The organism is Pseudoalteromonas sp. CuT4-3, from assembly GCF_035666335.1.
Taxonomy (GTDB): domain Bacteria; phylum Pseudomonadota; class Gammaproteobacteria; order Enterobacterales; family Alteromonadaceae; genus Pseudoalteromonas; species Pseudoalteromonas atlantica.
On sequence record NZ_CP142030.1, the window covers coordinates 2,468,615 to 2,495,439 of the forward strand.

The 26,825-nt window shown below is 41.5% G+C and carries 20 protein-coding genes and 5 tRNA genes; 6 read left to right on the forward strand and 19 right to left on the reverse strand.

Annotated features, from left to right (window positions below; genetic code table 11):
* Nucleotides 1–83: 83 nt before the first annotated feature.
* The 7 genes from clpP to VOI46_RS11405 all read right to left on the reverse strand — a co-directional run bounded on the left by clpP (nucleotide 84) and on the right by VOI46_RS11405 (nucleotide 3,051).
* Nucleotides 84–701, reverse strand: a complete 618-nt coding sequence (gene clpP, locus VOI46_RS11375) for an ATP-dependent Clp endopeptidase proteolytic subunit ClpP (protein WP_024033798.1) — start codon at nucleotides 699–701, stop codon at nucleotides 84–86.
* Nucleotides 702–863: 162 nt separating this feature from the next.
* Entirely contained in the window at nucleotides 864–2,168 is a 1,305-nt protein-coding gene (gene tig / locus VOI46_RS11380) for a trigger factor (protein WP_004586894.1), read from the reverse strand.
* 355 nt (nucleotides 2,169–2,523) lie between these two features.
* Nucleotides 2,524–2,600 (reverse strand) — tRNA-Pro (locus VOI46_RS11385).
* A gap of 51 nt (nucleotides 2,601–2,651) precedes the next feature.
* Nucleotides 2,652–2,728: transfer RNA gene (locus VOI46_RS11390), tRNA-Pro, on the reverse strand.
* A gap of 15 nt (nucleotides 2,729–2,743) precedes the next feature.
* Nucleotides 2,744–2,819 (reverse strand) — tRNA-His (locus tag VOI46_RS11395).
* Between the two features lie 24 nt (nucleotides 2,820–2,843).
* Nucleotides 2,844–2,920, reverse strand: a tRNA-Arg gene (locus VOI46_RS11400).
* Nucleotides 2,921–2,974: 54 nt separating this feature from the next.
* Nucleotides 2,975–3,051, reverse strand: a tRNA-Pro gene (locus tag VOI46_RS11405).
* Nucleotides 3,052–3,392: 341 nt separating this feature from the next.
* Between VOI46_RS11405 and folD the strand changes: the two genes are divergently transcribed.
* Nucleotides 3,393–4,247, forward strand: a complete 855-nt coding sequence (folD, locus tag VOI46_RS11410) for a bifunctional methylenetetrahydrofolate dehydrogenase/methenyltetrahydrofolate cyclohydrolase FolD (RefSeq protein WP_004586893.1) — start codon at nucleotides 3,393–3,395, stop codon at nucleotides 4,245–4,247.
* 72 nt (nucleotides 4,248–4,319) lie between these two features.
* On the opposite strand, the gene cysS is transcribed toward folD, so the two are convergent.
* Nucleotides 4,320–5,699, reverse strand: a complete 1,380-nt coding sequence (gene cysS / locus VOI46_RS11415; protein WP_004586892.1) for a cysteine--tRNA ligase — start codon at nucleotides 5,697–5,699, stop codon at nucleotides 4,320–4,322.
* Between the two features lie 413 nt (nucleotides 5,700–6,112).
* Here cysS and VOI46_RS11420 point away from each other — a divergent pair, with 413 nt between their 5' ends.
* The 3 genes from VOI46_RS11420 to VOI46_RS11430 all read left to right on the forward strand — a co-directional run bounded on the left by VOI46_RS11420 (nucleotide 6,113) and on the right by VOI46_RS11430 (nucleotide 8,279).
* Nucleotides 6,113–6,604 (forward strand): peptidylprolyl isomerase, encoded by a 492-nt coding sequence (locus tag VOI46_RS11420; protein WP_004586891.1) that lies wholly within the window; start codon nucleotides 6,113–6,115, stop codon nucleotides 6,602–6,604.
* An 84-nt stretch (nucleotides 6,605–6,688) separates the two neighbouring features.
* Nucleotides 6,689–7,426 (forward strand): UDP-2,3-diacylglucosamine diphosphatase, encoded by a 738-nt coding sequence (locus tag VOI46_RS11425; protein WP_004586890.1) that lies wholly within the window; start codon nucleotides 6,689–6,691, stop codon nucleotides 7,424–7,426.
* 52 nt (nucleotides 7,427–7,478) lie between these two features.
* Nucleotides 7,479–8,279: a transporter substrate-binding domain-containing protein gene (locus VOI46_RS11430; RefSeq protein WP_004586889.1), complete on the forward strand. Its 801-nt coding sequence runs from the start codon at nucleotides 7,479–7,481 to the stop codon at nucleotides 8,277–8,279.
* 32 nt (nucleotides 8,280–8,311) lie between these two features.
* Here the strand turns inward: VOI46_RS11430 and miaE are convergent, their stop codons facing one another.
* Complete coding sequence (miaE, locus tag VOI46_RS11435; protein WP_004586888.1) at nucleotides 8,312–9,082, reverse strand: tRNA isopentenyl-2-thiomethyl-A-37 hydroxylase MiaE; 771 nt, start codon at nucleotides 9,080–9,082, stop codon at nucleotides 8,312–8,314.
* Between the two features lie 215 nt (nucleotides 9,083–9,297).
* Between miaE and VOI46_RS11440 the strand changes: the two genes are divergently transcribed.
* Nucleotides 9,298–9,897 carry a Yip1 family protein gene (locus VOI46_RS11440; protein WP_004586887.1) on the forward strand — a complete coding sequence of 200 codons (600 nt, stop codon included), beginning with the start codon at nucleotides 9,298–9,300 and terminating at the stop codon, nucleotides 9,895–9,897.
* A 100-nt stretch (nucleotides 9,898–9,997) separates the two neighbouring features.
* Here VOI46_RS11440 and purF read toward each other — a convergent pair whose 3' ends face one another.
* From purF to fabB, 10 genes are all read right to left on the reverse strand, one after another.
* On the reverse strand, nucleotides 9,998–11,524 hold the full coding sequence (gene purF / locus VOI46_RS11445; protein WP_004586886.1) for an amidophosphoribosyltransferase: 1,527 nt from the start codon (nucleotides 11,522–11,524) through the stop codon (nucleotides 9,998–10,000).
* An 18-nt stretch (nucleotides 11,525–11,542) separates the two neighbouring features.
* Nucleotides 11,543–12,037 carry a CvpA family protein gene (locus VOI46_RS11450; RefSeq protein ID WP_004586885.1) on the reverse strand — a complete coding sequence of 165 codons (495 nt, stop codon included), beginning with the start codon at nucleotides 12,035–12,037 and terminating at the stop codon, nucleotides 11,543–11,545.
* 171 nt (nucleotides 12,038–12,208) lie between these two features.
* Nucleotides 12,209–12,844, reverse strand: coding sequence for an SPOR domain-containing protein (locus VOI46_RS11455; RefSeq protein ID WP_004586884.1), 636 nt, complete (start codon nucleotides 12,842–12,844; stop codon nucleotides 12,209–12,211).
* An 11-nt stretch (nucleotides 12,845–12,855) separates the two neighbouring features.
* Complete coding sequence (gene folC / locus VOI46_RS11460; protein WP_004586883.1) at nucleotides 12,856–14,121, reverse strand: bifunctional tetrahydrofolate synthase/dihydrofolate synthase; 1,266 nt, start codon at nucleotides 14,119–14,121, stop codon at nucleotides 12,856–12,858.
* Between the two features lie 25 nt (nucleotides 14,122–14,146).
* Nucleotides 14,147–15,022, reverse strand: coding sequence for an acetyl-CoA carboxylase, carboxyltransferase subunit beta (gene accD, locus VOI46_RS11465; RefSeq protein WP_004586882.1), 876 nt, complete (start codon nucleotides 15,020–15,022; stop codon nucleotides 14,147–14,149).
* A gap of 140 nt (nucleotides 15,023–15,162) precedes the next feature.
* Nucleotides 15,163–15,957, reverse strand: coding sequence for a tRNA pseudouridine(38-40) synthase TruA (gene truA / locus VOI46_RS11470; RefSeq protein ID WP_004586881.1), 795 nt, complete (start codon nucleotides 15,955–15,957; stop codon nucleotides 15,163–15,165).
* Between the two features lie 270 nt (nucleotides 15,958–16,227).
* Complete coding sequence (locus tag VOI46_RS11475; protein ID WP_324738020.1) at nucleotides 16,228–20,670, reverse strand: FimV/HubP family polar landmark protein; 4,443 nt, start codon at nucleotides 20,668–20,670, stop codon at nucleotides 16,228–16,230.
* Between the two features lie 351 nt (nucleotides 20,671–21,021).
* Nucleotides 21,022–22,038 carry an aspartate-semialdehyde dehydrogenase gene (locus VOI46_RS11480; protein ID WP_004588395.1) on the reverse strand — a complete coding sequence of 339 codons (1,017 nt, stop codon included), beginning with the start codon at nucleotides 22,036–22,038 and terminating at the stop codon, nucleotides 21,022–21,024.
* Between the two features lie 45 nt (nucleotides 22,039–22,083).
* A complete protein-coding gene (locus tag VOI46_RS11485) occupies nucleotides 22,084–23,205 on the reverse strand; it encodes a 4-phosphoerythronate dehydrogenase (protein ID WP_004588394.1) in 1,122 nt (373 codons plus the stop codon).
* Between the two features lie 112 nt (nucleotides 23,206–23,317).
* Entirely contained in the window at nucleotides 23,318–24,532 is a 1,215-nt protein-coding gene (fabB, locus tag VOI46_RS11490; protein WP_004588393.1) for a beta-ketoacyl-ACP synthase I, read from the reverse strand.
* A 181-nt stretch (nucleotides 24,533–24,713) separates the two neighbouring features.
* Between fabB and mnmC the strand changes: the two genes are divergently transcribed.
* Complete coding sequence (gene mnmC, locus VOI46_RS11495; RefSeq protein WP_004588392.1) at nucleotides 24,714–26,723, forward strand: bifunctional tRNA (5-methylaminomethyl-2-thiouridine)(34)-methyltransferase MnmD/FAD-dependent 5-carboxymethylaminomethyl-2-thiouridine(34) oxidoreductase MnmC; 2,010 nt, start codon at nucleotides 24,714–24,716, stop codon at nucleotides 26,721–26,723.
* Nucleotides 26,724–26,825: the final 102 nt, after the last annotated feature.

Genomic DNA, 26,825 nt, shown 5'->3' on the forward strand with positions numbered 1-26,825 from the left:
AATTCGCTTTTAACTATACCAAAATTTACTGGTTTTCGCATAGTAACTCAAAGTGGCAAGCAATTATTTGCTTGCCTACACGCTTACTTGCTTTCGCGATTTGTAAACACTGAGTCAACCAGGCCGTAATCTACAGCTTGTGATGCACTCATAAAGTTATCACGGTCAGTATCGCGTGAAATAACATCTAATGGCTGGCCTGTATGCTCTGCCATTAAGCGGTTAAGTTTGTCTTTAATAGACAGAATTTCTTTTGCGTGTATTTCAAAGTCAGATGCTTGACCTTGGAAACCACCTAACGGTTGGTGAATCATTACACGTGAGTTTGGTAAACAAAAACGCTTACCTTTAGCGCCAGCAGTAAGCAAAAATGCGCCCATGCTTGCCGCTTGGCCAACACAAATTGTACTTACATCTGGTTTGATGAAGTTCATTGTATCGTAAATTGCCATACCAGCGGTTACCGAACCACCTGGTGAATTAATATATAAAAAGATATCTTTTTCAGGGTTCTCTGATTCTAAAAATAGCATTTGCGCTAAAATTAGGTTTGCCATGTTGTCTTCAACTTGGCCCGTTAAAAAGATAATTCGCTCTTTTAATAGACGCGAATAAATGTCATACGAGCGCTCACCTTTAGCTGTTTGTTCAACAACCATAGGGACTAATGCATTTAGGGGATCTGTCATACCAGTGTTCATACTTTTTTAATTCCTTATGCGCTTATGCTTTTTCTTACTAAGGAAGCATAGTTATCATTTTTCGCAAATTATGGGGCACAAACTAAAATGGCCCGGGCACACTGCATAAACAGAGTAACACGAGCCATTTAATCGTTAGCGAGCGCTTAAGTCAATGACTTATTAAGCACCTTGCTGAGGATTCATGATGTCATCAAATGCTTTTTCAACGTCAGACACGTTTGCTTTAGCTAAAATAGCTTCAACAGCTTGCTCTTCCATTGCAACATTACGCATTTGCTGCATAAGTTGATCATTTGCTTTGTAGTATTCTACTACTTCAGTTGGATCTTCGTAAGCAGATGCAACTGTAGCAATTAATGCTTCAACTTTTTCATCATCAACTTTGATATCGTTTGCTTTGATCACTTCACCTAGTAATAGGCCAGTTTTAACGCGAGTTACAGCTTGCTCGTGGAACAATTCAGCTGGAAGCTCAGGCATGTTTTTAGCGTCGCCACCAAAACGTTGAGCTGCTTGCTGACGTAATGCGTCAACTTCTTGATCAATAAGTGCTTTAGGCACTTCGATTTCGTTGTTTTCTAAAAGACCTTTAATCGCTTGGTCTTTCACGTTAGCTTTAACCGCTTGGTCTAGCTCACGTGTCATGTTCTTTTTAACTTCTTCTTTAAGCGCGTCTACGCCGCCTTCGGTAACACCGAACTTAGTTGCAAACTCTTCGCTTAATTCAGGTAGCTCTTGTGCTTCAACTTTTTTCACTGTGATAGTGAATTGAGCCGCTTTACCTTTCAGGTTTTCAGCGTGGTAATCTTCAGGGAAAGTTACATCAGCAACTACTTCTTCGCCTGCTTTTTTACCAACGATGTTGTCTTCAAAACCTGGGATCATACGACCTTGGCCAAGCTCAAGTGGGAAGTCTTCAGCTTTGCCGCCTTCAAACTCTTCACCGTCAATAGTACCTACGAAATCAACTGTTACACGGTCGTTTTCGCCAGCAGCTGCGTCAACATCAGCCCAAGAAGCGTGTTGCTTACGAAGTGTTTCTAGCATGTTTGCTAAGTCTTCGTCAGTTACTGTTACCGCTGGTTTTTCTACTGCAATTTTGTCTAAACCTTGAACTTCAACTTCAGGGTATACTTCAAACGTTGCAGTAAACTCTAAATCTTTACCTGCTTCAAGTGATTTAGGTGCAAATGATGGTGCGCCAGCAGGGTTAATTTTTTCAGCAACAATTGCTTCAATGTAGTTACGCTGCATTACTTCGCCAGCTACTTCTTGACGAACCGCAGGTCCAAAACGCTTGTTAATTACTGAAACTGGTACTTTACCAGCACGGAAGCCATCGATACGCTGCGTTTTTGACAGTTGTTGTAAGCGTTTTTTTACTTCGGTCTCAACGTTCTCTGCAGGAACGGTGATGGTCAGACGGCGCTCAAGGCCTTGAGTCGTCTCAACAGAAACTTGCATGATTTACCTCAATATTCAATTTTGGCGACTGTTCGCCTTCCTTACAAACAAAGTAATCTTCATGAGTCTTGATAAATTTTAAAGCGATTTTTCACTAAAAAGCATCCGTCACTACCATGAGATCCCATTGCTGCTCTGCCCTTCGGGCACTATGTTAAACAATAGACGCGGCATTATAACCTAATAATTATGATAGTCGAGTGTAGGGGGCAATTATTTGGACTAGTTTAGCTACGATCGAGACCAACTGCGTAAAAAACAGACTAACTGGTTCGTTAAAGCGATATTTTAGTAGGAAGTAGATAGAAGTTATTGCTGAGTGATTACTCGTTTACTTTCTTTAAGGTTAAGAAAGTGGTCGGCGATGCAGGATTTGAACCTGCGACCCCTTGGACCCAAACCAAGTGCGCTACCAAACTGCGCTAATCGCCGATAATCGTGTTGAATACTTAAATGTTGAATTTAAGACCACTTATGAGAAAGTGGTCGGCGATGCAGGATTTGAACCTGCGACCCCTTGGACCCAAACCAAGTGCGCTACCAAACTGCGCTAATCGCCGATACTCGAAGTAAATTGGGGTGACTGATGGGGCTCGAACCCACGACAACCGGAATCACAATCCGGGGCTCTACCAACTGAGCTACAATCACCACGGTATTTACTTTGTTTTCAAATGGCGCACCCGGAAGGATTCGAACCTTCGACCAACGCCTTAGAAGGGCGTTGCTCTATCCAGCTGAGCTACGGGCGCATCGAAAACTTCATAGTTTGCCTGTAAGCTATTCTATTATAAAAATAAAAGAAGTGGTCGGCGATGCAGGATTTGAACCTGCGACCCCTTGGACCCAAACCAAGTGCGCTACCAAACTGCGCTAATCGCCGATGCTTACGATTGCCTGCGAGTGACCTCGTTGACAACGGGGTGCATAATAGTGATTTGCCTGGGAGAGGTCAAACGTTTTTTGCATAAAATAAATCAATCGGTCATTTTTAGTTCATAATGGTTAAATATTGCAAAACTAAGCTGAAATTTAGACGCTTTTTTTGAAAACACCGGTTTATAACCTAAAAGCAACTTGGCGCTTCGGGCCTTTTCTGCGAAAATAGCCTGCATATTAAAAAAGCATTAATAAAATTAATTTTTTGCATACACCCCTCTTTATATGCAGATGCTTTTAAAATATAAGTATCGAAGTTTATTTAACCCCAATTAAAGGTCCCCCATGACGGCAAACATCATTGATGGTAAGGCAATCGCAAAACAAGTACGTAGTGCAGTGGCTGAGCGCGTAAGCGAACGCGTTGCAAACGGTTTACGTGCACCCGGTTTAGCAGTAGTACTGGTAGGGCTTGACCCTGCAAGCCAAGTTTACGTTGGCTCTAAGCGTAAAGCGTGTGAAGAAGTAGGATTTATTTCAAAGTCATTTGATTTACCAGCGCAAACCAGCGAAGAAGAACTACTAACATTAATTGATGAGCTAAATAATGATGGCGAAGTAGATGGTATTTTAGTGCAACTACCGCTACCTGAAGGCCTAGATGCTGAAAAGATTTTAGAACGTATTACACCACATAAAGATGTAGACGGTTTTCACCCTTACAATATTGGCCGCTTAGCGCAACGTATGCCGGCGCTGCGCCCATGTACACCCAAAGGGATTATTACCTTATTAGATTCAACGGGTGTGCGTTACAAAGGGATGCATGCGGTAGTTGTTGGTGCCTCTAATATTGTTGGTCGCCCTATGTCGCTTGAGTTATTACTTGCCGGTTGTACTACAACGGTATGTCACAAATTTACACAAGACTTAGAAACCCATGTGCGCCGCGCAGACTTATTAGTAGTGGCCGTAGGTAAACCTGAATTTATACCTGGTGAGTGGGTAAAAGAAGGTGCGATTGTGATTGATGTAGGTATTAACCGTTTAGATACAGGCAAGTTAGTGGGCGATGTTCAGTACAGTGTTGCAGAGCAAAAAGCTGATTTTATTACCCCTGTACCGGGTGGCGTTGGCCCAATGACTGTAGCAAGTTTAATTGAAAATACCCTCGAAGCATGTGAAAAATACCACAGTTAACTTAATGCCTTAGCATTAAAAAAGGGTTGCCAACTGGCAACCCTTTTTAGTTTAAAAGCTACTTTAACGCATTTACGCTTTACGCCATGTTGTTTTACCTGCTGAGTCTTCAAGCACGACACCGAGTGCATTAAGTGCATCACGTGCTTCATCTGCAGCGGCCCAATCTTTGTTTGCGCGCGCTTCATTACGTTTTACAATCAGCGCTTCGATAGTGGCCACTTCATCATCATCTTGCCCGCCTTGCAAAAACGATTCAGGTGCTTGCTGGGCAACACCAAGCACTTCGCCTATGCTGCGTAGCACAAATGCTAATTGACCCGCTTGCTGTGTATCGGTGTCTTTAACACGGTTTAGCTCTTTAGCCAGTTCAAATAAAACCGGTAACGCCTCTGGTGTATTAAAATCATCATTCATGGCTTTTCTAAATTTAGCCACGTACTCATTGTTTTCAATATCGCACGTTATTGGCTCAACACCACGAAGTGCTGTGTAAATACGTTCAAGCGATGAACGTGCTTGATCTAAATTCTCTTGCGAGTAATTTAGCTGGCTACGGTAATGCCCTGAGATTAAAAAGTAACGAACTGATTCAGCGTCATATGTTTTTAGTACCTCACGCACAGTAAAAAAGTTGTCTAATGATTTAGACATTTTTTCTTTATTTACTTGTACCATGCCTGTGTGGATCCATGTATTTACATACTTACCATTGTTTGCACAGCATGATTGCGCAATTTCGTTTTCGTGATGCGGAAACTGTAAATCAGAGCCGCCACCGTGAATATCAAAATGCTCGCCTAAATGCTTTGAGCTCATTGCTGAACATTCTATATGCCAACCCGGACGCCCTGCTCCCCACGGTGATGACCATGAAGGTTCGCCTGCTTTTGCTTTTTTCCACAATACAAAATCAAGCGGATCGTCTTTATCCTGTGCAACCTCTACGCGAGAGCCTGCTTGGAGCATACTTAAATCTTGCTGCGATAGTGCGCCGTACTGCTCAAACGTAGAAACATCAAAAAGCACGTCACCGTCGTTTGCTACGTACGCATGGCCTTTTGCAATTAAGCGCTCAACCATTTCGATAATTTCATCCATATGATTTGTAACCGTAGGTTCAATATCTGGGCGCAGCATGTTTAGGCTATCAAAGTCTTCGTGCATGGCTTGGGTCATACGCAGAGTTAGGTCATTAATTGACTCGCCATTTTCGTTTGCGCGTTTAATTATTTTATCATCTACGTCGGTAATATTACGTACGTATTTTAAGTCGTAACCAAGGTGGCGAAGGTAGCGGACAATAACATCAAACCCGACAAATGTACGCGCATGACCGATATGACAAAAATCATAAATGGTGATACCACACACATACATGTCGATTTTGCCTTCGACCATAGGTTTAAACTGCTCTTTTTGTCGCGTGAGTGTGTTGTATATTTGTACCATTTACTTTTAGTCCTTGACTGTTTGCTGAGTTGGCTATGTTAACACTTGAAAAGCCCCCGCTCTAGCGCTTTTTATACCCAAACCACCTCAATGCGCGTGTTTAAGTTGGAATTAAAACCAATTTAGGCAAGGCCTTGATTGTATGTAATAGAGGTTCTGTTGTTAAAATTAATAACACTGTAAAAATCAGTTTCAAACCACCCTGCTTATTGCTTAACAGGCTCTTGCTCTGTGCATGGTTATATATTGAGAGAAAATACCACAACGGCCAAATACCGCCTCGATATTAACCCCCTGTAAAACGCACAAGTATATACCTTGGGCAGCTTTGGATATATTGAACAAGCACTTTGTTTATCTTAGTTAACTAAGATAAAATAGCGCGACTAATTAAACCAGATATAGGAAACCACATGGTTGTTCTACACACTAATTTTGGTGGCATCACCATTAAAATGTTTGAGCAAGAAGCTCCAAACACAGTTAAAAACTTTTTAGAGTACGCAAACTCAGGTTTTTACAACGGCACTATTTTTCACCGCGTAATTGACGGCTTTATGGTGCAAGGCGGTGGATTTGTACCTGGTATGGAACAAAAAGACGTTAACGACCCAATTCAAAACGAAGCAAATAATGGCCTATCTAATAAAGTAGGTACATTAGCAATGGCGCGTACGCCTGATCCACATTCAGCAACAGCCCAATTTTTTATTAACGTTAACGACAACGACTTTTTAAACCACAGCAGCGAAACTTCGCAAGGCTGGGGTTACTGTGTATTTGCTGAAGTAGTTGAAGGCATGGACGTAGTAAATAAAATTAAAGGTGTAGCAACAGGCAGCGCTGGTTTTCACCAAGACGTACCGCTTGAAAATGTAATCATCGAAAACGTTACTGTAAGCTAAACGTTTACTCATACACTGAGTAATTAAGCGGGCATGGTACATTATGTATGCGCCCGCTTTTATTTAACCTAACTAGATGCCTCTATGACTTCTCAAACCTACTTTATTGCAGACTTACACCTAAGTGAAAACCGCCCAGATATTAGCGAGGCCTTTTATCGCTTTATAAATACGCACATTATTGGTAAGCCCGTAGATGCACTGTATATTTTAGGTGATTTTTTTGAAGTATGGGTTGGGGATGACTACGTAACAGAATTGGCTAGTGAGGTAGCAAAGCATTTAAAAGCCGTTAAAGATGGCGGTACACCAGTGTACTTTATACACGGTAATCGCGATTTTATTATGCGTGAGCAATACGCTAAACGCGCAGGTATGGTATTGCTAAACGAGCAAACGGTTATAGATTTATATGGCACTCCCACTGTTATTTTGCACGGTGATGAAATGTGTACCCAAGATATTGAGTATCAAAAGTTTCGTAAAAAAAGTCGCGGTTGGTGGTGGCCTAAATTAATGTTAGCAATGCCACTATGGTACAGAAAAAAAATTGCTCGCAATGCCAGAGAAAAAAGCAAATTAAGCCAAGCCGACAAACCCATAGAAATTTTAGACGTAGTAGATGACGCCGTACTAGCGATGTTTGCCAAGTATAATGTAAGCAACATGATACACGGCCACACCCACCGCCCTAACGTACACACTTACTCTGTAGGTAAGCAAACACTAACACGCACTGTGCTTGGTGATTGGTATACGCAAGGCTCATATTTAGTGGTTACTCCGCAAGGTCAAAAACTCATTAATACGCCCTTCGCATAATCTCAAATCCTGACTATTATTTAAGTACTTTTTGGTAATAGGATAAGGATATATGTATAAAGCTATTTATTGTTTGGTGCTTTGTTGCATTTTTTCCAAAGGGTATGCCTCAGAAAATTGGCAGCTCGTCGCCGAAAACTCCCCACCCTATATTGGTGAGCGCTTAATTGATAACGGCTGGGTTACTGCCTTAACTAAAGCGGCCTTAGCTAATCAAAATATTAATAACGACATCGAGTTTACCAGCTGGAACAGGGCGCTGGAGCTTACCAAAATAAATAAAAAAGATGCAATTTTAGGCGCTTTTTATACAAAGTCGCGTACTGATCTTTTTTATTACTCGCGCCCACTTGCTAACGTATACGTTGGACTATTTAAGCTCAAAGACAGACAAATAAACTATGACGGCAGTATGGACTCTTTACAGCCATACAGTATTTGTAAAGGCGTTGGCTATGCAGTAAGTGAAGTTTTTTCTGAAAGTAATGGCCTGGCCGTAACCTCAACTCGCGGGTTAATTAACAGTTTATATATGCTTCAAAAAGGACGAATAGACTTAGTAGCAGGCACTAAAGAAGTGGGTGAATACTGGTTAAAAAACACCGAAAAGCTTAATGAACCCGGCGCGCCACAAGTTGAATATATTTCGCCCGATTTAGAGCATCATCAACTGCATGTTATGTTTCCAAAGTCTGACCCTGATGCAAAACAAAAAAGAGACGCGCTTGAACAAGGCTTTTCTACTATTTTATACAATGGCACCGCAAAAGAGCTATTAGTAAAACATGGCTTTTCTCAAAGCACGGCGCTTGAGCTCATAGACTTTATAGAAAGAAGTAGCACACCTAACTAACCGGTGTGCTTGAAGAGCTAAATAACACTGCTTTAATTAGTAACTAGTGCAGGAGCGCCACTGTGAAATTTAAAGTCTTCATCAGGGCTAGTGATCAAATCAGCCTCAATTTTACCAAAAAAGTCGACTCGCTCAGTAATATCAAAATCAGCAATTTCTTGTGCCAGTGTTAAGTAATCTTGATAATGGCGCGCCTCAGAGCGAAGTAATGAAATATAAAAATCGCCTAAGCGTTTATCAACATGTGGAGCAAGTGCAGCAAAACGCTCACATGAGCGAGCCTCAATATAAGCACCTACAATTAGTTTATCGACTAATGCATTAGGCTCAAACGTTTTAACGTTACGTAGCATCCCTTTAGCGTAACGACACGGTGTAATACTGCGGTACTCTACTCCATACTCGTCCATTATTTCGAGCACTTGATAAAAGTGATGTAATTCTTCTTTTATTAGCATCACCATTTTATCTATTAAATCTTGCCCGTAAGGTGAGTTAGACTTTGGGATAATAGATTTTGTAAGTTTATTTTTAGCCGCTAAATCACGCCAATTACCTTCGCGTTTATAAATAAGTGTTTCAAAGGGCTTTAGCCATTCAAGTAATGCATCGCTGCTGTCTTTATCTACCGCGTACTTACGAATTAAAAACATTGCACTTTGCGCTGCTTTTAACTCACAAATTAAGTGATCGATTAAAATAATCGATAAATTTTCTTTTTTTACTGCCTCAATAACCCATTCATTTGGGGTTTCGCACAATAAAAAATTATTAATAGGGGCTAAAAGTTCGCTATGTGGCACAGGGCTGCTCGTTACTTCAAATAATAAAAAGCCATTTTAACACGAAAAATAACTAAGAATAAAACGAGCTAAAACAACCTCTTTAAAATGTTAATAAGCAGTTAACTTGACTTTGTATATGAACTAAACCATAAATATAGATACTGTATAAAAAACAAACTAACTAAAGCTAAATTATAACCAACAGTAATACGTTCCTTTTATGGAGTACCGCTATGATACTGAACCACCTGTGGGGCATTTATGCTCATCCACTCGAAGAATGGCAAACAATAGATAACCGCCACGAAAGCCTGACTTATAGCCTGTCGCATATTTTACTTATTGCATTATTTCCATCGATTATGGGGTATTACTCATCGGTGTATTTAGGCTGGAGTATTGGTGCGGGCAACCCAGTATTTTTAACACATGAAAGCGCACTGCTAATTGCCGTGGCTATGTATGGTGCGTTAATAGCCGGTGTGTTTGCACTGGCCTATTTAGCCCATTGGATGGCCGTTACATTTGGTGCTAAACCTACCTTTACACAAACGCTTGAACTTGCCGCTTATACTGCTACACCCGTGTTTATGTCGGCCTTAGCCGCTTTTTTACCTGAGCTGTGGTTTGTTGTTTGCGTAGGTATGATTGCCCTAGCCTACTCGGTGTACTTGCTTTATACAGGCGTGCCAATACTAATGCATATTCCACAAGAGCGCGGCTTTATTTATGCCAGCTCTGTTGTTACCTGCGGGCTAATTTTATTGGTAATAATTTTAGCTGTAACCGCAATACTTTGGACTAACGGCATTGTGAGTCCAATGTTTACCTAATCAACCACGTTGTTTGATATGAAGTGTTCCCTTTCTTTCCTTCGCAAAAAAGGAGCTAATTAGCTCCTTTTTTTTATGTCTGATTATGTTTAATCACACATTAATCAGCTTCGTTGGCATCTTGATTGTGTATTTCAAGGCCTGATGACATGGCGTTTTCGCGGTTACTTTTAGCCGAGTCGTTACGCAATTGATCAATATGGTTTAAGTAATCTTGATCGATATCGCCGGTAATGTATTGCCCATCAAATACAGAGGTTTCAAACTTAGTAATTTCTGGGTTTTCTTGGCTTACAGCGGCAATTAAATCGTTTAGTGATTGAAAAATTAAGCCATCAGCACTGATGCTTTGGTTAATGTCTTCAACTTCGCGGCCATGCGCAATAAGCTCTGCGGCAGATGGCATATCAATACCATACACATTAGGAAAACGAATTTCTGGTGCTGCTGAGGCAAAATACACATTTTTTGCTCCGGCTTCACGGGCCATTTCTACAATTTGTGCCGAGGTTGTACCGCGTACAATTGAATCATCAACCAGTAAAACGTTTTTACCTTTAAACTCACGGTCAATCGCATTTAGCTTTTGACGCACTGACTTTTTACGCATTTCTTGGCCAGGCATGATAAATGTACGACCAATATAACGGTTTTTAACAAAGCCTTGGCGGTAAGGTAAATCAAGCATGCGGGCAATTTCTAACGCCACATCGCATGAGGTTTCAGGAATTGGGATAACAACATCAATGTCTTTATCGCTCCACTCACGCGCAATTTTTTCACCCAGTTTAGTACCCATGTTTACACGCGTTGCGTAAACCGACATTCGATCGATGGTTGAATCAGGGCGAGCAAAATAAACAAACTCAAAAATACACGGCGCATAAGAGGCTTTTTCAGCACAACTTTGTGAATGAAATTGGCCATCTTCAGTTACGTAAATCGCTTCACCTGGTGCAACGTCACGCACAAATTCAAATCCGTCTGGCTTTAATGCTACGCTTTCTGAGGCAAACATGTACTCAGTGCCTTTAGGGGTTTCACGCTTACCAAATACCAAAGGACGGATACCATTTGGGTCACGAAATGCTAAAACACCGTGGCCAATAATCATCGCAATAGCGGCGTAGCCACCGGTTACTTTGTTGTTTACTTCGGTTACTGCAGTGAAGATGTCTTCAGCGTCTAAATGTAATTTGTCAGACTTACTTAGCTCATGTGCCATGATATTAAGTAGTATTTCTGAGTCAGACGTTGTATTAACGTGACGACGCGCTTCTGAGAACAGTTGCTGCTTTAGAGTTTCAGCATTGGTTAAATTACCATTGTGCGCAAGCGCAATACCAAATGGTGAATTAACATAAAACGGCTGCGCTTCAGATGAACTTGACGAGCCAGCAGTAGGGTAACGTACGTGGCCAATACCAATTGTGCCTTGTAGTCGTTTCATATGGCGGGTGTGAAACACATCCTTTACTAGGCCATTTGCTTTGCGCAAGCTAAACGTATTGTTTTCAATGGTAATGATGCCCGCGGCATCTTGACCTCGGTGCTGCAAAACAGTTAAGCCATCATAAATCGCCTGATTAACAGGAGATGTTCCGACTATCCCAACGATACCACACATGTAATTTATCCTCGCCGATTAACGGTTTACTGAATTTAAAAAGCTCGAGTTGTTTTCTAGGTACGAAAAGAACCATTCAACAACAAAGCCAAATTCTGGAATCAAAATAGAATTGCCCCACCAGTGCGTGTTTGGTGCACCAGTAAAAGCATCAAGAAAGAAGAGTAACGCGCTCACGACCAACACGCCTCGTAACGCACCAAAAACAATGCCGAAAACACGATCGGTGCCAGATAAACCAGTACGTTGTACAAGCTCACCTAAAATGTAGTTTAGTAAACCGCCTAACAGTAGCGTCGCAAAGAAGAGTATGGCAATGGCCGCCGCATTTCTTAAAAGGGGTTCAGAAATACTTGTTAGGAAGGAAGCTAAATATTGGTAAAACAAACTAGAGATGATAAATGCGCAAGCCCATACTGCTAATGACATAGCTTCTTTAACAAAGCCGCGTATTAAACCGATGATGGTAGACAGTGCAATGATGCCAAGAATGGCGTAATCAACCCAGATCATATTAACCAATTAGTCGCTATTTTGGGGCGCATTCTATACCCAAACCTCGTTAATATGCAAGTTAAAGCGGGAGATAACCAGCAACTAGCACGTACAAAAACTTATCACTTTAACGGCTATTTTTAGCCCTTAAAAACAAAAAAAGCCTTACTATAGTAAGGCCTTTTAAAATCAATTAGAGACACTGTATTGGGTGACTTTACCGTTTAACTTGGTAACAGCTTTAAGCTCGGGTAACTTTTTGGTCAGCTCCCCCTTATCAAGCGAGGGCCCAACAAACACTTTAGTCAATGTGCCGTTTGGCGTTTTAATTGGTTTTGTAAACGTTTTAAAGCCTTTCGCTTTAAGCTTAGCTTGTAAGGCCTTAACATTAGCCGCATGGGAAAAACTACCTAGCTGAATTACATAGGCCATATCAGTGAGGTTTTCTTCACTTTTACGTGGCGCAATAGGTTTTGCTTTTACCGGCTCTGGCGCTTTCGCTACAGGCTCTGGCGCAGTCTGAGGCTCTATGCTTGCTTCGACTATTTCAGGCTCTGCTGCGTATTGGCTTTCTTTGCTTGTTAGCAAATCGTCATCGGCAGCTATGTCTTCAATTTGCTCTTGTTTTAAAGGCTCAGCCTGCGCTACTTTTTCATCTATAGACTCTTGAAGGTCAATAGTTTTAAACTCAGAGCGTTCGGGGATAGCTTTAAAGCCCTCTTTGTAGTGGACCTTTTCGCCATCGAGTATATTAGGAATAAACACAATTGCTGCGATCACCACAATACTGGTTCCGACTAAACGATTTATAAAACCTGAGTTCACCGACTTTCTCTCTATTTTTTAAAGTAGTTTATAGCATCTGCAACAGTAAAAAATGACCCAAACACAATTAAAAGCGTATCACTTTGCTGTGTAGGCATAATTACATTAAGTGCTTCGTGCACACTATTATAGCGTTCATGCGTGCCTGTATGAGGTATAGTTTGCAACGTCGCGGCCATATTTTCAACGTTATCGCCACGAGGTATGTGCAAGCTAGTAAGAGACCAGTGATCAATTACATGGCTTACCTCTTTAAGTACACCCGCTTTATCTTTATCAGCAAGCATAGCGGCTAATGCATGAATTTTAAAGCCTTTATCTTTATAGCTTGCAAGCTTTAGTGCTAAATAACGAGCAGATTCGGGATTGTGAGCTACATCGGTAAACACTAAAGGTGAAGTGCTTAACTGCTCAAAGCGTCCCTCAACAACTAAGTTAGCTAAACAATGCTTAATTACCTCATCACTTGGCAATAAATTTAGCACAGCTAAGGTTGTTAAGGCCGTTGCTGCATTTTGTGCTGGGATCGCTGGCTTATCTAACAGCAAATTATAATTTTTATATTGCCATGTAAAATGCGCTTCGTGCTCTTTGAATATAAAATCAGTACCGGATATAACCATGCCTGCTTTAATCTCAGCACCGTAATCGGTCATTGTATGTGGTATGTTTAAATCACCAATAATAGCCGGCGTGTTTTGACGAAATATACCTGCTTTATCATAAGCAACTAACTCTCGTGTATCGCCTAGGTATTCTTTATGATCTAAATCTATGGTGGTGATCACGCTTGCATAAGGTGTAACAATATTGGTGGCATCAAAGCGCCCGCCCAAACCAACCTCAAGCAGCACATAATCAACTTCAAAGCGTTTAAAAATAGCCAGCGCACCTAGGGTGCCATATTCAAAATACGTAAGCGCCGTGCTAGCGCGACCTTGCTCTAGCGTGTTAAAGGCATCAACATGGTATTGATCATCAAGCTCTTGGCCATTTATGCGCACACGCTCGTTGTATCTAATTAAATGAGGAGAGGCATACGTACCTACGCTGTAACCTTGCGCAAGTAATAGCGATTCTAAACAGCGTGCAGTTGTGCCTTTGCCGTTTGTGCCGCCAATAAGAATAATTTTGCTGGAAGTGTTTAATAAGCCAATGTTATTTGCAACAGTAGCAACGCGTTCGAGTCCCATTTCAATATTTGCAGGGTGAACACTCTCTAAATAACAAAGCCAATCATCAAGGCTTGATGATTGGCTAGGAATTGTATTTGTCATAGCGTGTAATCAGTAAAGCTGAAATTTACGCTACTCTATGCTCTTGTTCGGTAGAAGGCAAGTTCATAAATTTAGCAAGTACGCGTGCTAATGTGTCGCGCATTTCACGACGGTCAATAATCATATCAATTGCACCGTGCTCTAATAAGAACTCACTGCGTTGAAAACCTTCTGGCAAGGTTTCACGTACTGTTTGCTCAATTACGCGCGGACCCGCAAAGCCAATTAAAGCTTTTGGCTCAGCTACGTTAATATCACCTAACATCGCTAATGATGCAGATACACCACCCATGGTTGGGTCGGTCATTACTGATATAAACGGCAGGCCTTTTTCGCTCATTTTAGCAAGCGCAGCGCTGGTTTTAGCCATTTGCATTAGCGACATAAGCGCTTCTTGCATACGTGCACCACCTGAGGCAGAAAAACACACTAATGGCATGTTGTGCTCTAAACATTGGTCTACGGCATCAACAAAACGTGCGCCTACAACCGAAGCCATTGAACCACCCATAAATGAGAATTCAAAAGCAACCGCAGCAACAGGAATACCTTTTAAGCGGCCCTTCATTGCTACTAACGCGTCTTTTTCGCCACTTAATTTTTGGGCTGCGCTAATACGGTCTGAGTATTTTTTAGAGTCTTTAAACTTTAATACATCTTTAGGTTCGTGCTCAGTGCCAAGCTCCGTGCGGTCACCTTCATCTAAAAAGTGCTCTAAACGTTTACGGCCGCTCACACGCATGTGATGGTCGCATTTAGGACATACGTTTAAAGATTTTTCTAGTTCAGCTTTATATAAAATTGAATCGCAAGCTGTACATTTAGCCCAAACGCCTTCTGGAATTTCTTTACGACCTGACGACTTAGTCGTTTTAGGTAAGATTTTTTCTAACCAACTCATTTGCAACTCTCTTAATGCTGTTCTGTGTCGCGAGTCTGCTAATAAGTAGCAGACAGATTTTTTCAATTAAAACATGAATTACACAAACACGGTATAAAAAACTGGTCTTAGTAGTTAGATAAACGCTTATAAATTCAACACTAACATTTCGAGTCAGGTAAAAATAATGGCCCTAGTGGGGTTTTAGGAATATTAAAGTGTTCTGGGTAATCTACATCTACTAAATAAAGACCCGCGGCTTTTGCTGTGGCACTGGCTTTAGCACGCTCTTTTAAATCTAATAGCTCTTTTAACCATACAGGTTGGTGCTTGTGTAGGCCTATATCCATTAAACAGCCGGTAATATTACGCACCATATGGTGTAAAAAAGCGTTCGCTTTAATATCAATAATAACGTAATCGCCCTGGCGTTGTACCGATAAATGATGAATAGTTCTGTTTGCTGTATTAGCTTGGCAATGCAGCGCTCTAAAAGAGGTAAAGTCGTGCTCGCCAATTAAGTACTGACACGCCTCTTGCATTTTCGTTTCATCAAGTGGGTGATGAAAGTGCGTAACGCCTTCATTCATAACTGCGCCTCTATAAGCGTAATTATAAATAACATAACGATAACGACGCGCTGTTGCGCTAAAGCGTGCATGAAAGTCTTCACTAACAGGTTGTGCAAAACGAATCGCTATATCTTTAGGGAGTAACGTGTTCATTCCCATAGTAAATGCAACCATCTCACGGGGAGCATGGGTTTCAAAGTGTACAACTTGACCAGTGCCATGTACACCTGCATCTGTGCGGCCCGCACACACTATTTCAACCGGATGATTACAAATGCTCGACAACGCTTTTTCTACTTCTTGTTGTACGCTATTTACATGAGACTGACGTTGCCACCCACTGTAACGTGCGCCGTTGTATTCAACTCCAAGTGCTACTCGCATAATTACTGCTTTACCTACTGTGCTAATGAACGGGGCATTTTATGCTATCTCGCGGTGCAATAAAAGTAACCTCGTCTATTTATAGTTATTCGCAAAATTAAGTAATTTATTTTACCCCAATAAAACACAGCGATAAGTTAGTGAGCTTTTAACGTCTTGGGTTTAATAAACATCTAAAACTAATTAAGTGCTTTTATAGGTTAGAGTTATTCGTACCTATAAAAAAACCGCATTAACAAAGCTAATGCGGTTTTTTTAATCATGAATGCTCTAGTTAAGTTTAGCTTTTAAACTTTGCGCTTCTTCTTGTACATCTTCAGGGCCACTTTCAATAACATCTTCAATCACTTTAAGGGCTGAGTCAAAGTCGTCAATTTCAATGTATGCTCGTGCCAAATCAAGCTTGGCAGAATAACCACCGCTTTCTAAGTCAACATCTGTTGGGTTATCGCCTGCAAGTAACGAATCAAAGTCACTTAACCCTACATCCATATTAACCTCGTCATAGGGTTCGTGCTCAAGTACTGAGTCATTGCTTTGTTCAAGTAGCGCGTCAATATCAACAAAATCATCGGTTGTAGCCTGCTGAGCATTTTGCGAAGGCTCTTGTTGCACCGCTTTCGCTTCAACTTCAGTGTCTAAGTCTTCGTTTAATAGGCTATCAAAGTCGACATCAAATTCGCTGCTATCTTCTAAATTTAACTCATCCGGTTCACCTAACTCACTAAGCAACGCATCAAAATCGGTTTGCGTTAAGTCAGCCATAAACTCATCGTCTAGCTGCTCGTCGGGTATAACGTCTTCATTAGTTTGATCATCAGCAGCCTGTGTTAGCTCGGCTTCTAATTGCGAATTTGTTATTTCATCTTCAACGTCTTCTGAAAGTGCTTGTTCTAAAATTGCATCGTCAAAATCAGGCTGTTCCTGCGCACTATCCGTTGTTTTCGCCTCACCTAAAGGTTCCTCTTGCGGTAAAGGCGCATCAAGCTCATCGTCAATCAGCGGCTCGTCATCTAGGTCGGCTTCTAACGCATCAATACCAGTGTTACCAGCAAGTGCATTTGCTAAATCTTGCTCAGCTTGGCTTGGCGCCATACCGCTTGCTTGCCCATCAAGTTCATCACCTTGTAATTCTTGCGGACTATATGATTGCTGATCATCTAAATCAATTTCGTCATCGTTATCAAGCTCTAACTCAGGGTACTCGTCAAGTTCTTCACTTGGAGTTACTTGCTCATCTAATAAAGCATTGAGCTCGTCGTCTAGCTCATCAACGCTTTGCAATAAATCATCATCGAAAACCCCTTCGTCTTCATCCGTATTTTCAGATAAATCTCGCTTGCTTTCATTATCAGTTAATTCATCTAGTGATGACGGCACTTGAGCGTGGTTATCATCTGCACCTATATCATCGGTATGCTTCGGCTCAAGCTCTGGCTCTGAAAAATCGTTATCAATGAGTAACTCATCATCAAAGTCGTCTTCTAAGCTATCTAATTCACTGCCTGAAAGTGCGTTTGCTAAGTCTTGTTCAGCTTGGCTTGGCTGCATGCCTGTTGCATCACCATCAAGCTCATCTCCCAATAACTCATCAGGAAGATATTGCTGTTGCTCTGTTACATCTAACGTCTCGGGCTTATCATCTGAAAAGTCTATATCATCACTAAGCGTATCATTTACAGCATCATTTTCAGGTTGAGTATCTAAAAGCGGACTCGCTGGTGTTTCTTGTGAATCAAGCGGATCGTCACCTAAATCAACCTCTACCTCTTCAATGTCATCATCAAGATCATCTAACGCCCAATCAGGGTTTTCAACATAGTCTTCGTCTGTAGCCTGCTGTAGCTCGTTGAGTAATTCATCAACACTTTTTAGGGTATCGTCAGTGTACTCTTCCTGTGCATCTTCTGGGTCGAGTAACGTTTCTGAACTATCTGTAAAGTCAGTGTTTTCAAGCAAGTCAGCATTAAGCTCTGGTTCCTCGAGAAGTTCAGGCTCTTCTTCGAGCTCTGGCTCATCTGCAAGCTCGGGTTCTTCTTCAAGCTCTGGTTCCTCGAGAAGTTCTGGCTCGTCTGCAAGCTCAGGCTCTTCTACAAGCTCTGGTTCCTCGAGAAGCTCAGGCTCCTCTTCAAGCTCAGGCTCTTCTACAAGCTCAGGCTCTTCTACAAGCTTTGGTTCTTCTGCAAGCTCTGGTTCTTCTACAAGCTCAGGCTCCTCTTCAAGCTCTGGTTCTTCTACAAGCTCTGGTTCCTCGAGAAGCTCTGGTTCTTCTGCAAGCTCTGGCTCATCAATAAGTGAAGACGCTAAGGTTTCAATATCATCTTCGTCAAAATCTTGCTGTGCATCAGCTAGATCTTCGACTGAATCAGCTAATGCGCTATCAATATCTCGCTCTGTATCATTATCTGTTGCTACTTGAGCGGCAGGTGAATCTTCAACTTCATCGATTAGGCTATCTATGTCGTCTAAATCAAAGTCATCGCTTTCTTCAACTAGCGCGTCAGTAGGTGTTTCTTCGGTTGTATCGCCGGCTTCATCAATTAAGCTGTCTATGTCGTCTAAATCAAAGTCATCGCTTTCTTCAACTAGCGCATCAGCAGGGGTTTCATCAGGTGCATCGCCCGCTTCATCAATTAAGCTGTCTATGTCGTCTAAATCAAAGTCATCGCTTTCTTCAACTAGCGCATCAGCAGGGGTTTCTTCAGGTGTATCGCCTGTGTCATCAATTAGGCTGTCTATGTCGTCTAAATCAAAGTCATCGCTTTCTTCAACTAGCGCATCAGCAGGGGTTTCATCAGGTGCATCGCCTGCGTCATCAATTAGGCTGTCTATGTCGTCTAAATCAAAGTCATCGCTTTCTTCAACTAGCGCATCAGCAGGGGTTTCATCAGGTGCATCGCCCGCTTCATCAATTAAGCTGTCTATGTCGTCTAAATCAAAGTCATCGTTTTCTTCAACCAGCGCATCAGCAGGGGTTTCTTCGGTTGTATCGCCGGCTTCATCAATTAAGCTGTCTATGTCGTCTAAATCAAAGTCATCGCTTTCTTCAACTAGCGCAGCATCAGTAGGTGTTTCTTCGGTTGTATCGCCGGCTTCATCAATTAAGCTGTCTATGTCGTCTAAATCAAAGTCATCGTTTTCTTCAACCAGCGCAGCATCAGTAGGTGTTTCTTCGGTTGTACCGCCGGCTTCATCAATTAAGCTGTCTATGTCGTCTAAATCAAAGTCATCGTCTTTTGGTGATTCTTTATCAGCTTGTTGATCTAATAATTCATCAATATCAAAGTCATCATCCTCTTCTTGGGCTAGCTCTTCGCTTAAGGCGGCCAACTCATCATTACTTTCTAAGCTGCTATCCTCGGTAGGTTGCTCAACCTCAGGCAAGTCAATTTCAGGCAGGCTATCGTCCTCGTCAAATAAATCGTCTAGGTCGTCACTGCTTAAAATATCGTCCGAATCTTTTGTATCATCTAAATCAAGGTCAATTTCATCATCTTGTTTTTCATCTACAGGTTCATCAAAGCCCTGCTGCATGAAAACGTCTAACTCGTCCCCTTCACTGCCTTCGTCATCAAAAACAATATCATCACTTAATAGGCTTTCTAATTCGTCTTGATCGAGCAAGTTTTCTGAATCAGAAAATTCATCGTCTAACGCATCATCGAGAGAATCATCAAATGCAATATCATCCTCTGGCAAAATATCGCTGCTATGATTGTCATCTAGTTGAATATCTAAATCATCAAGAGGGTCAGGAATGATTGGATCGTCTAACGCATCATTACTTTGCGGCTCGTCTTCGGTAAAGCTGGGCGTTTGTGGCAGAAAATCATCGTCATCTTGAGTTTCTTCGTCTTTGTTGGCGCGCTTTCGTAAAAACATCACCACAGCAAAAATAATTAATAACGCAGGAATGGTCATTAATAAAATAAGTACAAGTGGGTTAGACATTAAAGCGCCTAGGTCAAAAGGTTCTTCTTTTGGTACTTCTTGCACTTTTTGCTGAGCTATTATTTCGTTTTGTTTTTCTATTAGCTCTTTTAGCTGTTTTTGAATTTCGCTGTCTTGACCTAGCTGTTCTTTTACATTGGCGAGCTCTTTTGAAATACCCGACAATTGTTTTTTGAGATTATTATTCTCAGCTAATATTTCTTCTACATTATTAACCGAGCTTTTAAATTGCTGCTGCAGCTCTACAAGCTTATTACCTTGCTGCGTTTTTATTTCATTTAATTCTTTTTGAATTTCTTTTTTAGCGTCGTCAACATCGGCTTTACGTGCTTGTGTTACTTTAGTTTGCGCGGCGTTAATTTCACTGGTGGTTAGTGTGCCATTTTTCTTTTTTCCCCACAGCGCGTCATCTTGCTCTGAGCGTTGTTTAGCAAGCTGTGGATCTACGCGTCTAATTTCCGCTAAGGTGGGTATTTTTAAATATGCACCACTTTGCATGTGGTTTAGGTTTTGTTCTAAAAAAGAATTAGGGTTTTTGTTATACAAGGCTTGCATAACTTGGTAAATACTAACTGAGTTATCTGGGCGTACTTTGGCAGCAATACGCCATAGTGTATCGGTTGGCTTTATAGGCCCTATTGATCGCCCTTGCGCACCATAGTCAGCGCCTTTTGGCCCCTTTAATTGGGTGCTGTCTTGAGAGTAAATTGGAGTTACTACCAATGCAGACGCTAATATAATAAGTGAAGCTAAACCGCGCATGCTGATCCTTTAATGTGTAAATGTTAAATGATTTGCTATTTATTTAGCTGCTCAACATTAATTATTCTTGCCGTAACCAGCCAAATAGCTGATCTACATTTGTTATTACAATCTATTTTTATTGCAAGCTCTATTCCAGTTACAAACTATAAACCAGTTGCGGCCTAATATCCATTGCAACGCTTTGAAAATAAATACCTTAAAACTTTATTCTTAATACTATTTTATCGTGATAGATCAAGGCGTTTAGTTTGTAGCAACGCTAAGCGGCAATAATTTGGCTCCCTTAAATACAAAAGCGGCAAACTATAAAAGTTTGCCGCTTAATTTACACACAATATTAGCGAGTATTTATAAGTAGTTAGCGATTAACTCTTCCGCTATTTGCACACTATTAGTGGCAGCCCCTTTACGGGTGTTATCACTTACAACCCACATATTTAAACCATGAGGGTGCGAAATATCAGCGCGTAAGCGGCCAACGTAAACTGTATCATTACCACTGGCATCTGAAACCGCAGTTGGATAATCGCCCTCATCTTCAATAAGCTCGACTCCTGGGGCATCATTTAAAAGCTGTTTAACGTGTTCAAAGTCATACGGCATGCGTGTTTCAATGTTGATTGACTCAGAGTGGCCAAAAAATACAGGTACACGTACACAGGTTGGGTTAACAGCAATAGTGGTATCGCCCAAAATTTTATGCGTCTCGTTTACCATTTTCATTTCTTCGCGCGTGTAGCCGTTATCTTCAAAGGTATCTATTTGAGGAATAACGTTAAATGCAATTTGCTTAGGAAAAATTTCGTTTTCCATTGGGCGAGCATTCATTAAATTAGCTGTTTGCTTTGCTAGTTCATCTACGGCTTCTTTGCCTGCACCAGATACAGCTTGGTAGGTAGATACATTAATGCGGTCAATACCATAAGCATCGTAAATTGGTTTAAGCGCTAGCATCATTTGAATAGTAGAGCAGTTAGGGTTTGCAATAATATTGCGGTTTCTAAAGTCTTCAAGGCTTGCTGCATTAACTTCTGGTACCACTAGCGGTACTTCAAAGTCATTTCTAAAATGTGAGGTGTTATCAATTACAACACAGCCCGCATCGGCTGCAATTGGCGCGTATTTTTCTGATACACTGCCACCAGCTGAAAACAAACCTATGTGTGCTTGGCTAAAGTCAAAGCCTTCTACGTCTTGCACTTCAATGGTTTCACCACGAAACTTTATGTCTTCACCTGCGCTGCGGCTACTGGCTAGTAAAAAAAGTTGGTCTACCGGAAATTTACGATCTTCCAGGGTTTCAATAATTTGACGACCTACTAAGCCTGTAGCGCCAAGTACAGCAACGTTATATTTTTGCGACATATTTTATCCTCTTTAAGCAGTGTTAAAACAACACTACTAGTTAAATTAGTTTGCGGTGTTAAAGCCAAGCTGAGCGAGTGCATCTGTATGCTGTGCACTCCCTTTTACCGTTAAAGTGCTAAACTCACGCCTTACTGGGTAGTTTTTACGTAAACTATCAAACCCGTCTTTTGCTAAGTTGCGCAGCAAAATGCCATCATCACGGCGTACGTCGTAAATTAAATGCACTAAACGCGCAATATCAGCCTCAGTAAAGCTGCTTTGTAAACTTAGGCTTGTAACAGCAGGTTGTGGTAAAAAATCAGCAAGAGATTTTTCTGCGGTTACGCCTTTTAATTTACACAATGCTTGGTACAGCATTTGTGTGCCGCGGGCTTTTCCTTCAAGGGTATGGCCGGCAATGTGCACGCTGGCATAGCGCACATGATCAAGCAATGGAATTAAAATGTTAGGCTCGTTTTCCCAAACATCCAAAACCAAATCTAAGTCTGCCCCTTGCTCCATAACCGATAACAAAGCTTGATTATCAATTACTTCTCCGCGGCTCGCATTTATAACTGCTAACCCAGGCTTTAACGCTTTAAGGCGTTTTTCATCAATTAGATGATGCGTTTTGTGCTCACCGGTTTTAATCAGCGGTACATGAAAGGTAACCGCATCTACGCGTTCAAGTAGTTCGTCAAGCTCAACATGCTCGGCTAATAAGCCCTGCTCATGTTTAATTGGGTCACATAATAAAACATCAACATTAAGTGCTTTTAGTTTTTGTGCTAAACAGCTGCCAATGTTACCCACCCCAACAATACCTATTGTTTGACCACTTAAAGGGGCTGCGTTTTCTTGGCTTAAGGCAAACAAGCTACTTATTACATACTCAGCCACCGCCACTGCATTGCAACCTGGGGCACTACTAAAGGCAATGCCTTTATCGTTTAGTAACTGTGTATCTATATGATCAACACCAATAGTGGCGGTACCTACAAAGCTTAATTTATTAGCGTGGGCAAGCAAGTCACTGTTTACTTTAGTAACCGAACGCGTAAGTAATACATCAACATCAATTAACGCATCGGGTGTTAAGTTTCGTCCATCAAAGCGCGTTACCTCACCAAAGTCTGCAAAATACTGCTCAACTAAAGGCATGTTTTGATCGGCAAGAATCTTCATTGGGGAGTCCGTATGGCAAAATGAGGCGCTATTGTAACGAACAACCGAGCCATTACACAAACTAAAAAGCCGAGCAATGCTCGGCTTTTAATCACTATAAAGAGAAAACGAATTAACCTTTATATTTGCTCATAACTAATGTGGCGTTTGTACCACCAAAGCCAAAGCTATTAGACATAACAGTATTAAGCTGTGCATCACGGCGCTCAGTTACAATGTTAAGGCCTTGTGCTTGCTCATCTAGCTCATCTACGTTAATAGATGGCGCTACAAAGTCGTTTTCCATCATTAAAATTGAGAAAATAGCTTCGTGAACACCCGCAGCACCTAGTGCGTGACCCGTTAATGATTTAGTCGCACTAATAAGCGGCGAGTTACCACCAAACACTTCTTGAATAGCGCCTAGCTCTTTAACATCGCCTACCGGCGTAGATGTACCATGCGTGTTTAAATAATCAATTGGTGTATCAACGCCTTGCATTGCTTGGCGCATACAGCGTACTGCGCCTTCACCTGACGGTGCTACCATGTCGTAGCCATCAGATGTAGCACCGTAGCCTACAATTTCTGCGTAAATATGTGCGCCACGAGCAAGTGCATGCTCAAGCTCTTCTACTACAACAATACCGCCACCAGCAGAAATAACAAAACCATCGCGGTTTGCATCGTACGTACGAGATGCTTTTTCTGGTGTTTCGTTATATTTGGTAGATAACGCGCCCATTGCGTCAAATTCCATTGCAAGAGTCCAGTGGAGCTCTTCACCACCACCGGCAAAAATAACATCTTGCTTGCCTAATTGAATTTGCTCAACAGCGTGGCCAATACAATGTGCAGATGTTGCACACGCAGAGCTTATAGAATAGTTAACGCCTTTAATTTTAAATGGCGTTGCTAAACAAGCCGATGTCGTGCTTGCCATCGTACGCGGAACCATATAAGGACCTACACGCTTTACGCCTTTTTCGCGCAAAATATCGGCCGCTTCTACTTGCCACTTTGAAGAGCCACCACCAGAGCCAACTAATAAACCCGTGCGCTCATTAGATACTTGCTCATCAGATAAGCCAGCATCTTCAATTGCTTGCTTCATAGAAATATAAGAGTAAGCAGCAGCATCACCCATAAAGCGCATTGCTTTACGGTCTACGTGTTCTTTAACATCAATATCAATTTTGCCCGATACATTACTACGTAAGTTGTAATCGGCAAATTCTTGGTTAAAAGCAATACCGCTTTTGCCCGCTTTTAGTGACTCTAATACTTCTTGTTTGTTATTACCGATGCTTGATACAACACCGATACCCGTAATTACGGCTCTTCTCATGGGTAATTCCCTTAGCTTGATACTAAATTACTGTGTATTTTACGCTGTTTTTAGGTGTTAAGTGGTCAGCTTTCTAGCGTACACCTGTACTCTGAATTTAATAGCTTATAAATAACGCCAGACTATTTCAAAGAAAACCCGTAAAATAATTAAAAAATACTGTCTAAAAATTTAATAAGTCATGATAAAAAACGCCCAAATACACTTTAATGAAGTAGGCACACCGGTAGCCGATAACTTTGACGATGTTTATTTTTCTAATGACGACGGCCTTGCTGAATCGCATTACGTGTTTTATCAACAAAACAATATACAGGCGCGGTTACAAAATCATGACCAAACGCATTTTGTTATTGCCGAAACCGGTTTTGGTACTGGTTTAAACTTTCTAAATGCATGGCAACACTTTAATGACCACCTTGCCAATCAACAAGTTCAAAATCAAGTAGACAAACGGGTTAAGCGATTGCATTTTATTTCGTTTGAAAAATACCCACTTAATGCTGATGATCTAAAAAAAGCACTGCAAGCGTGGCCAACATTAAACAAGCTTAGTGACGAATTAATAACGCACTATCCTATAAACTTAGGCGGCTGTCATCGCATAGAATTTAATAACGGCCAAGTTATACTTGATTTGTATTTTGGCGACGTGCTTGATTCAATAAATGCAATGAGCTACCCGCAATCAGGGGTGGTCGATGCGTGGTTTTTAGATGGCTTTGCACCAAGTAAAAACCCTGACATGTGGCAACAAAGTGTGTTTAATGCCATGGTTGATATATCGCGCAAGCATGCAACACTTGCCACATTTACCGCTGCAGGCTTTGTACGCCGAGGCTTAATAGCTGCAGGCTTTAGCATGCAAAAAGCGAAAGGCTTTGGCCGTAAACGCGAAATGCTGATAGGCCAATTAGCACACGCTAATAGTGCACAGTCATCGCCCCCGTACTTTGATCAACCCCCTGCCAAGCTAGAGCATGTTGCTGTAATTGGCGGCGGGATTGCGAGTAGCTGTATTTTGCACAGTTTGGCTAAGCGTGGCATTAAAAGTAGCCTATTTTGCCAAGATGAAAAACCAGCTATGGGCGCTTCACATAACGTACAAGGCGCGGTTTACCCCCATCTGCAAGCTAAAAATTCACCTCATAGTGAATTATTTGCGCACAGTTTTTTATACGCTAAACGCAGTTACCAGCAACTACTAAAAAACGGCTTTAATTTTGATTATAGCTGGTGCGGTGTACTGCAACATGCGGTTAAAAAGCCTCTTGCCGATAAACATCAAAACTTAGAACAAAAACAGTTATGGCCTCAAGCCTTAATGCGCAATGTAACTGTAGAGCAAGGAGATAAACTGGCAGGCGTAAAAACCGGCTACCCCGGCGTTTATTTTGAGCAAGGCGGTTGGGTAAACCCACCCCAGCTAGTTGAGGCAATGCTAAAAGCAGCCAATAGCCTTAACCCTATTAATAGCTATTTTAATTGCCATATACAGCAACTTACTAAAACCGATGCAGGCTGGTATTTAACCCACAAGCATACCCAATATGGCCCTTTTAGTGATGTAATAATATGTGCAGGTGAGCATAGCGATGCGTTTGAACAAACAAACGCATTACCTATTGTAGGGGTACGTGGTCAAGTATCGCATATTCAAGCGAGTGAACAATCTAAGCAGCTTAAAACTGTGTTGTGCCATAAAGGTTATTTTACCCCCGCCTATTTAGGTAAACACTGTATGGGCGCTACATTTGAAAAAAACACAAAAAGTCGCGTCGTTACAGAAAAAGACAACCAGCTAAACCACGAGCAATTACTTAGCTTTTACCATCAAAGCGACTTTGCCACCACATTAGGTGACATTACCTGTGCTAAAGCAGCTGTGCGCTGCACGTTTATAGATCACTTACCAATGGCAGGACAATGGTGTGAGCAAAGCGATTACAGCACCGCCTTTGCTAATTTACGCCTAGGTAAACGCTATCAATACTCACCTCTATGCAAGCCACAACAAGGCTTACATATTTTTACCGGATTTGGAGCGCGCGCATTATGCAGCGCACCGTTATTAAGCGAGCACTTTATTAGCACGTTAAATACTGAACCACGCCCACTCAGCGAGCGTGTAAGCCAGGCCATTCACCCTGCGCGTTTTATAGTGCGTGATTTAATACGAAATAAAATTTAAATGACATCATTCATTTTTTGCGTAAAATAATAACCATAAAAGGAATTTATACCAATCCGCTTAATTAAGTGATCAATTTTGAGGCAGAAAAAACGTGTTGAT

Coding starts and splice junctions, on each gene's coding strand:
- VOI46_RS11425 (WP_004586890.1), top strand. CDS start 6,689: ATGACTTCTCAAACCTACTTTATTGCAGACTTACACCTAAGTGAAAAC.
- tig (WP_004586894.1), bottom strand. CDS start 2,168: ATGCAAGTTTCTGTTGAGACGACTCAAGGCCTTGAGCGCCGTCTGACC.
- cysS (WP_004586892.1), bottom strand. CDS start 5,699: ATGGTACAAATATACAACACACTCACGCGACAAAAAGAGCAGTTTAAA.
- VOI46_RS11485 (WP_004588394.1), bottom strand. CDS start 23,205: ATGAAGATTCTTGCCGATCAAAACATGCCTTTAGTTGAGCAGTATTTT.
- accD (WP_004586882.1), bottom strand. CDS start 15,022: ATGAGTTGGTTAGAAAAAATCTTACCTAAAACGACTAAGTCGTCAGGT.
- VOI46_RS11475 (WP_324738020.1), bottom strand. CDS start 20,670: ATGCGCGGTTTAGCTTCACTTATTATATTAGCGTCTGCATTGGTAGTA.
- fabB (WP_004588393.1), bottom strand. CDS start 24,532: ATGAGAAGAGCCGTAATTACGGGTATCGGTGTTGTATCAAGCATCGGT.
- clpP (WP_024033798.1), bottom strand. CDS start 701: ATGAACACTGGTATGACAGATCCCCTAAATGCATTAGTCCCTATGGTT.
- VOI46_RS11450 (WP_004586885.1), bottom strand. CDS start 12,037: ATGATCTGGGTTGATTACGCCATTCTTGGCATCATTGCACTGTCTACC.
- folD (WP_004586893.1), top strand. CDS start 3,393: ATGACGGCAAACATCATTGATGGTAAGGCAATCGCAAAACAAGTACGT.
- truA (WP_004586881.1), bottom strand. CDS start 15,957: ATGCGAGTAGCACTTGGAGTTGAATACAACGGCGCACGTTACAGTGGG.
- purF (WP_004586886.1), bottom strand. CDS start 11,524: ATGTGTGGTATCGTTGGGATAGTCGGAACATCTCCTGTTAATCAGGCG.
- VOI46_RS11430 (WP_004586889.1), top strand. CDS start 7,479: ATGTATAAAGCTATTTATTGTTTGGTGCTTTGTTGCATTTTTTCCAAA.
- VOI46_RS11420 (WP_004586891.1), top strand. CDS start 6,113: ATGGTTGTTCTACACACTAATTTTGGTGGCATCACCATTAAAATGTTT.
- VOI46_RS11480 (WP_004588395.1), bottom strand. CDS start 22,038: ATGTCGCAAAAATATAACGTTGCTGTACTTGGCGCTACAGGCTTAGTA.
- folC (WP_004586883.1), bottom strand. CDS start 14,121: ATGACAAATACAATTCCTAGCCAATCATCAAGCCTTGATGATTGGCTT.
- mnmC (WP_004588392.1), top strand. CDS start 24,714: ATGATAAAAAACGCCCAAATACACTTTAATGAAGTAGGCACACCGGTA.
- VOI46_RS11440 (WP_004586887.1), top strand. CDS start 9,298: ATGATACTGAACCACCTGTGGGGCATTTATGCTCATCCACTCGAAGAA.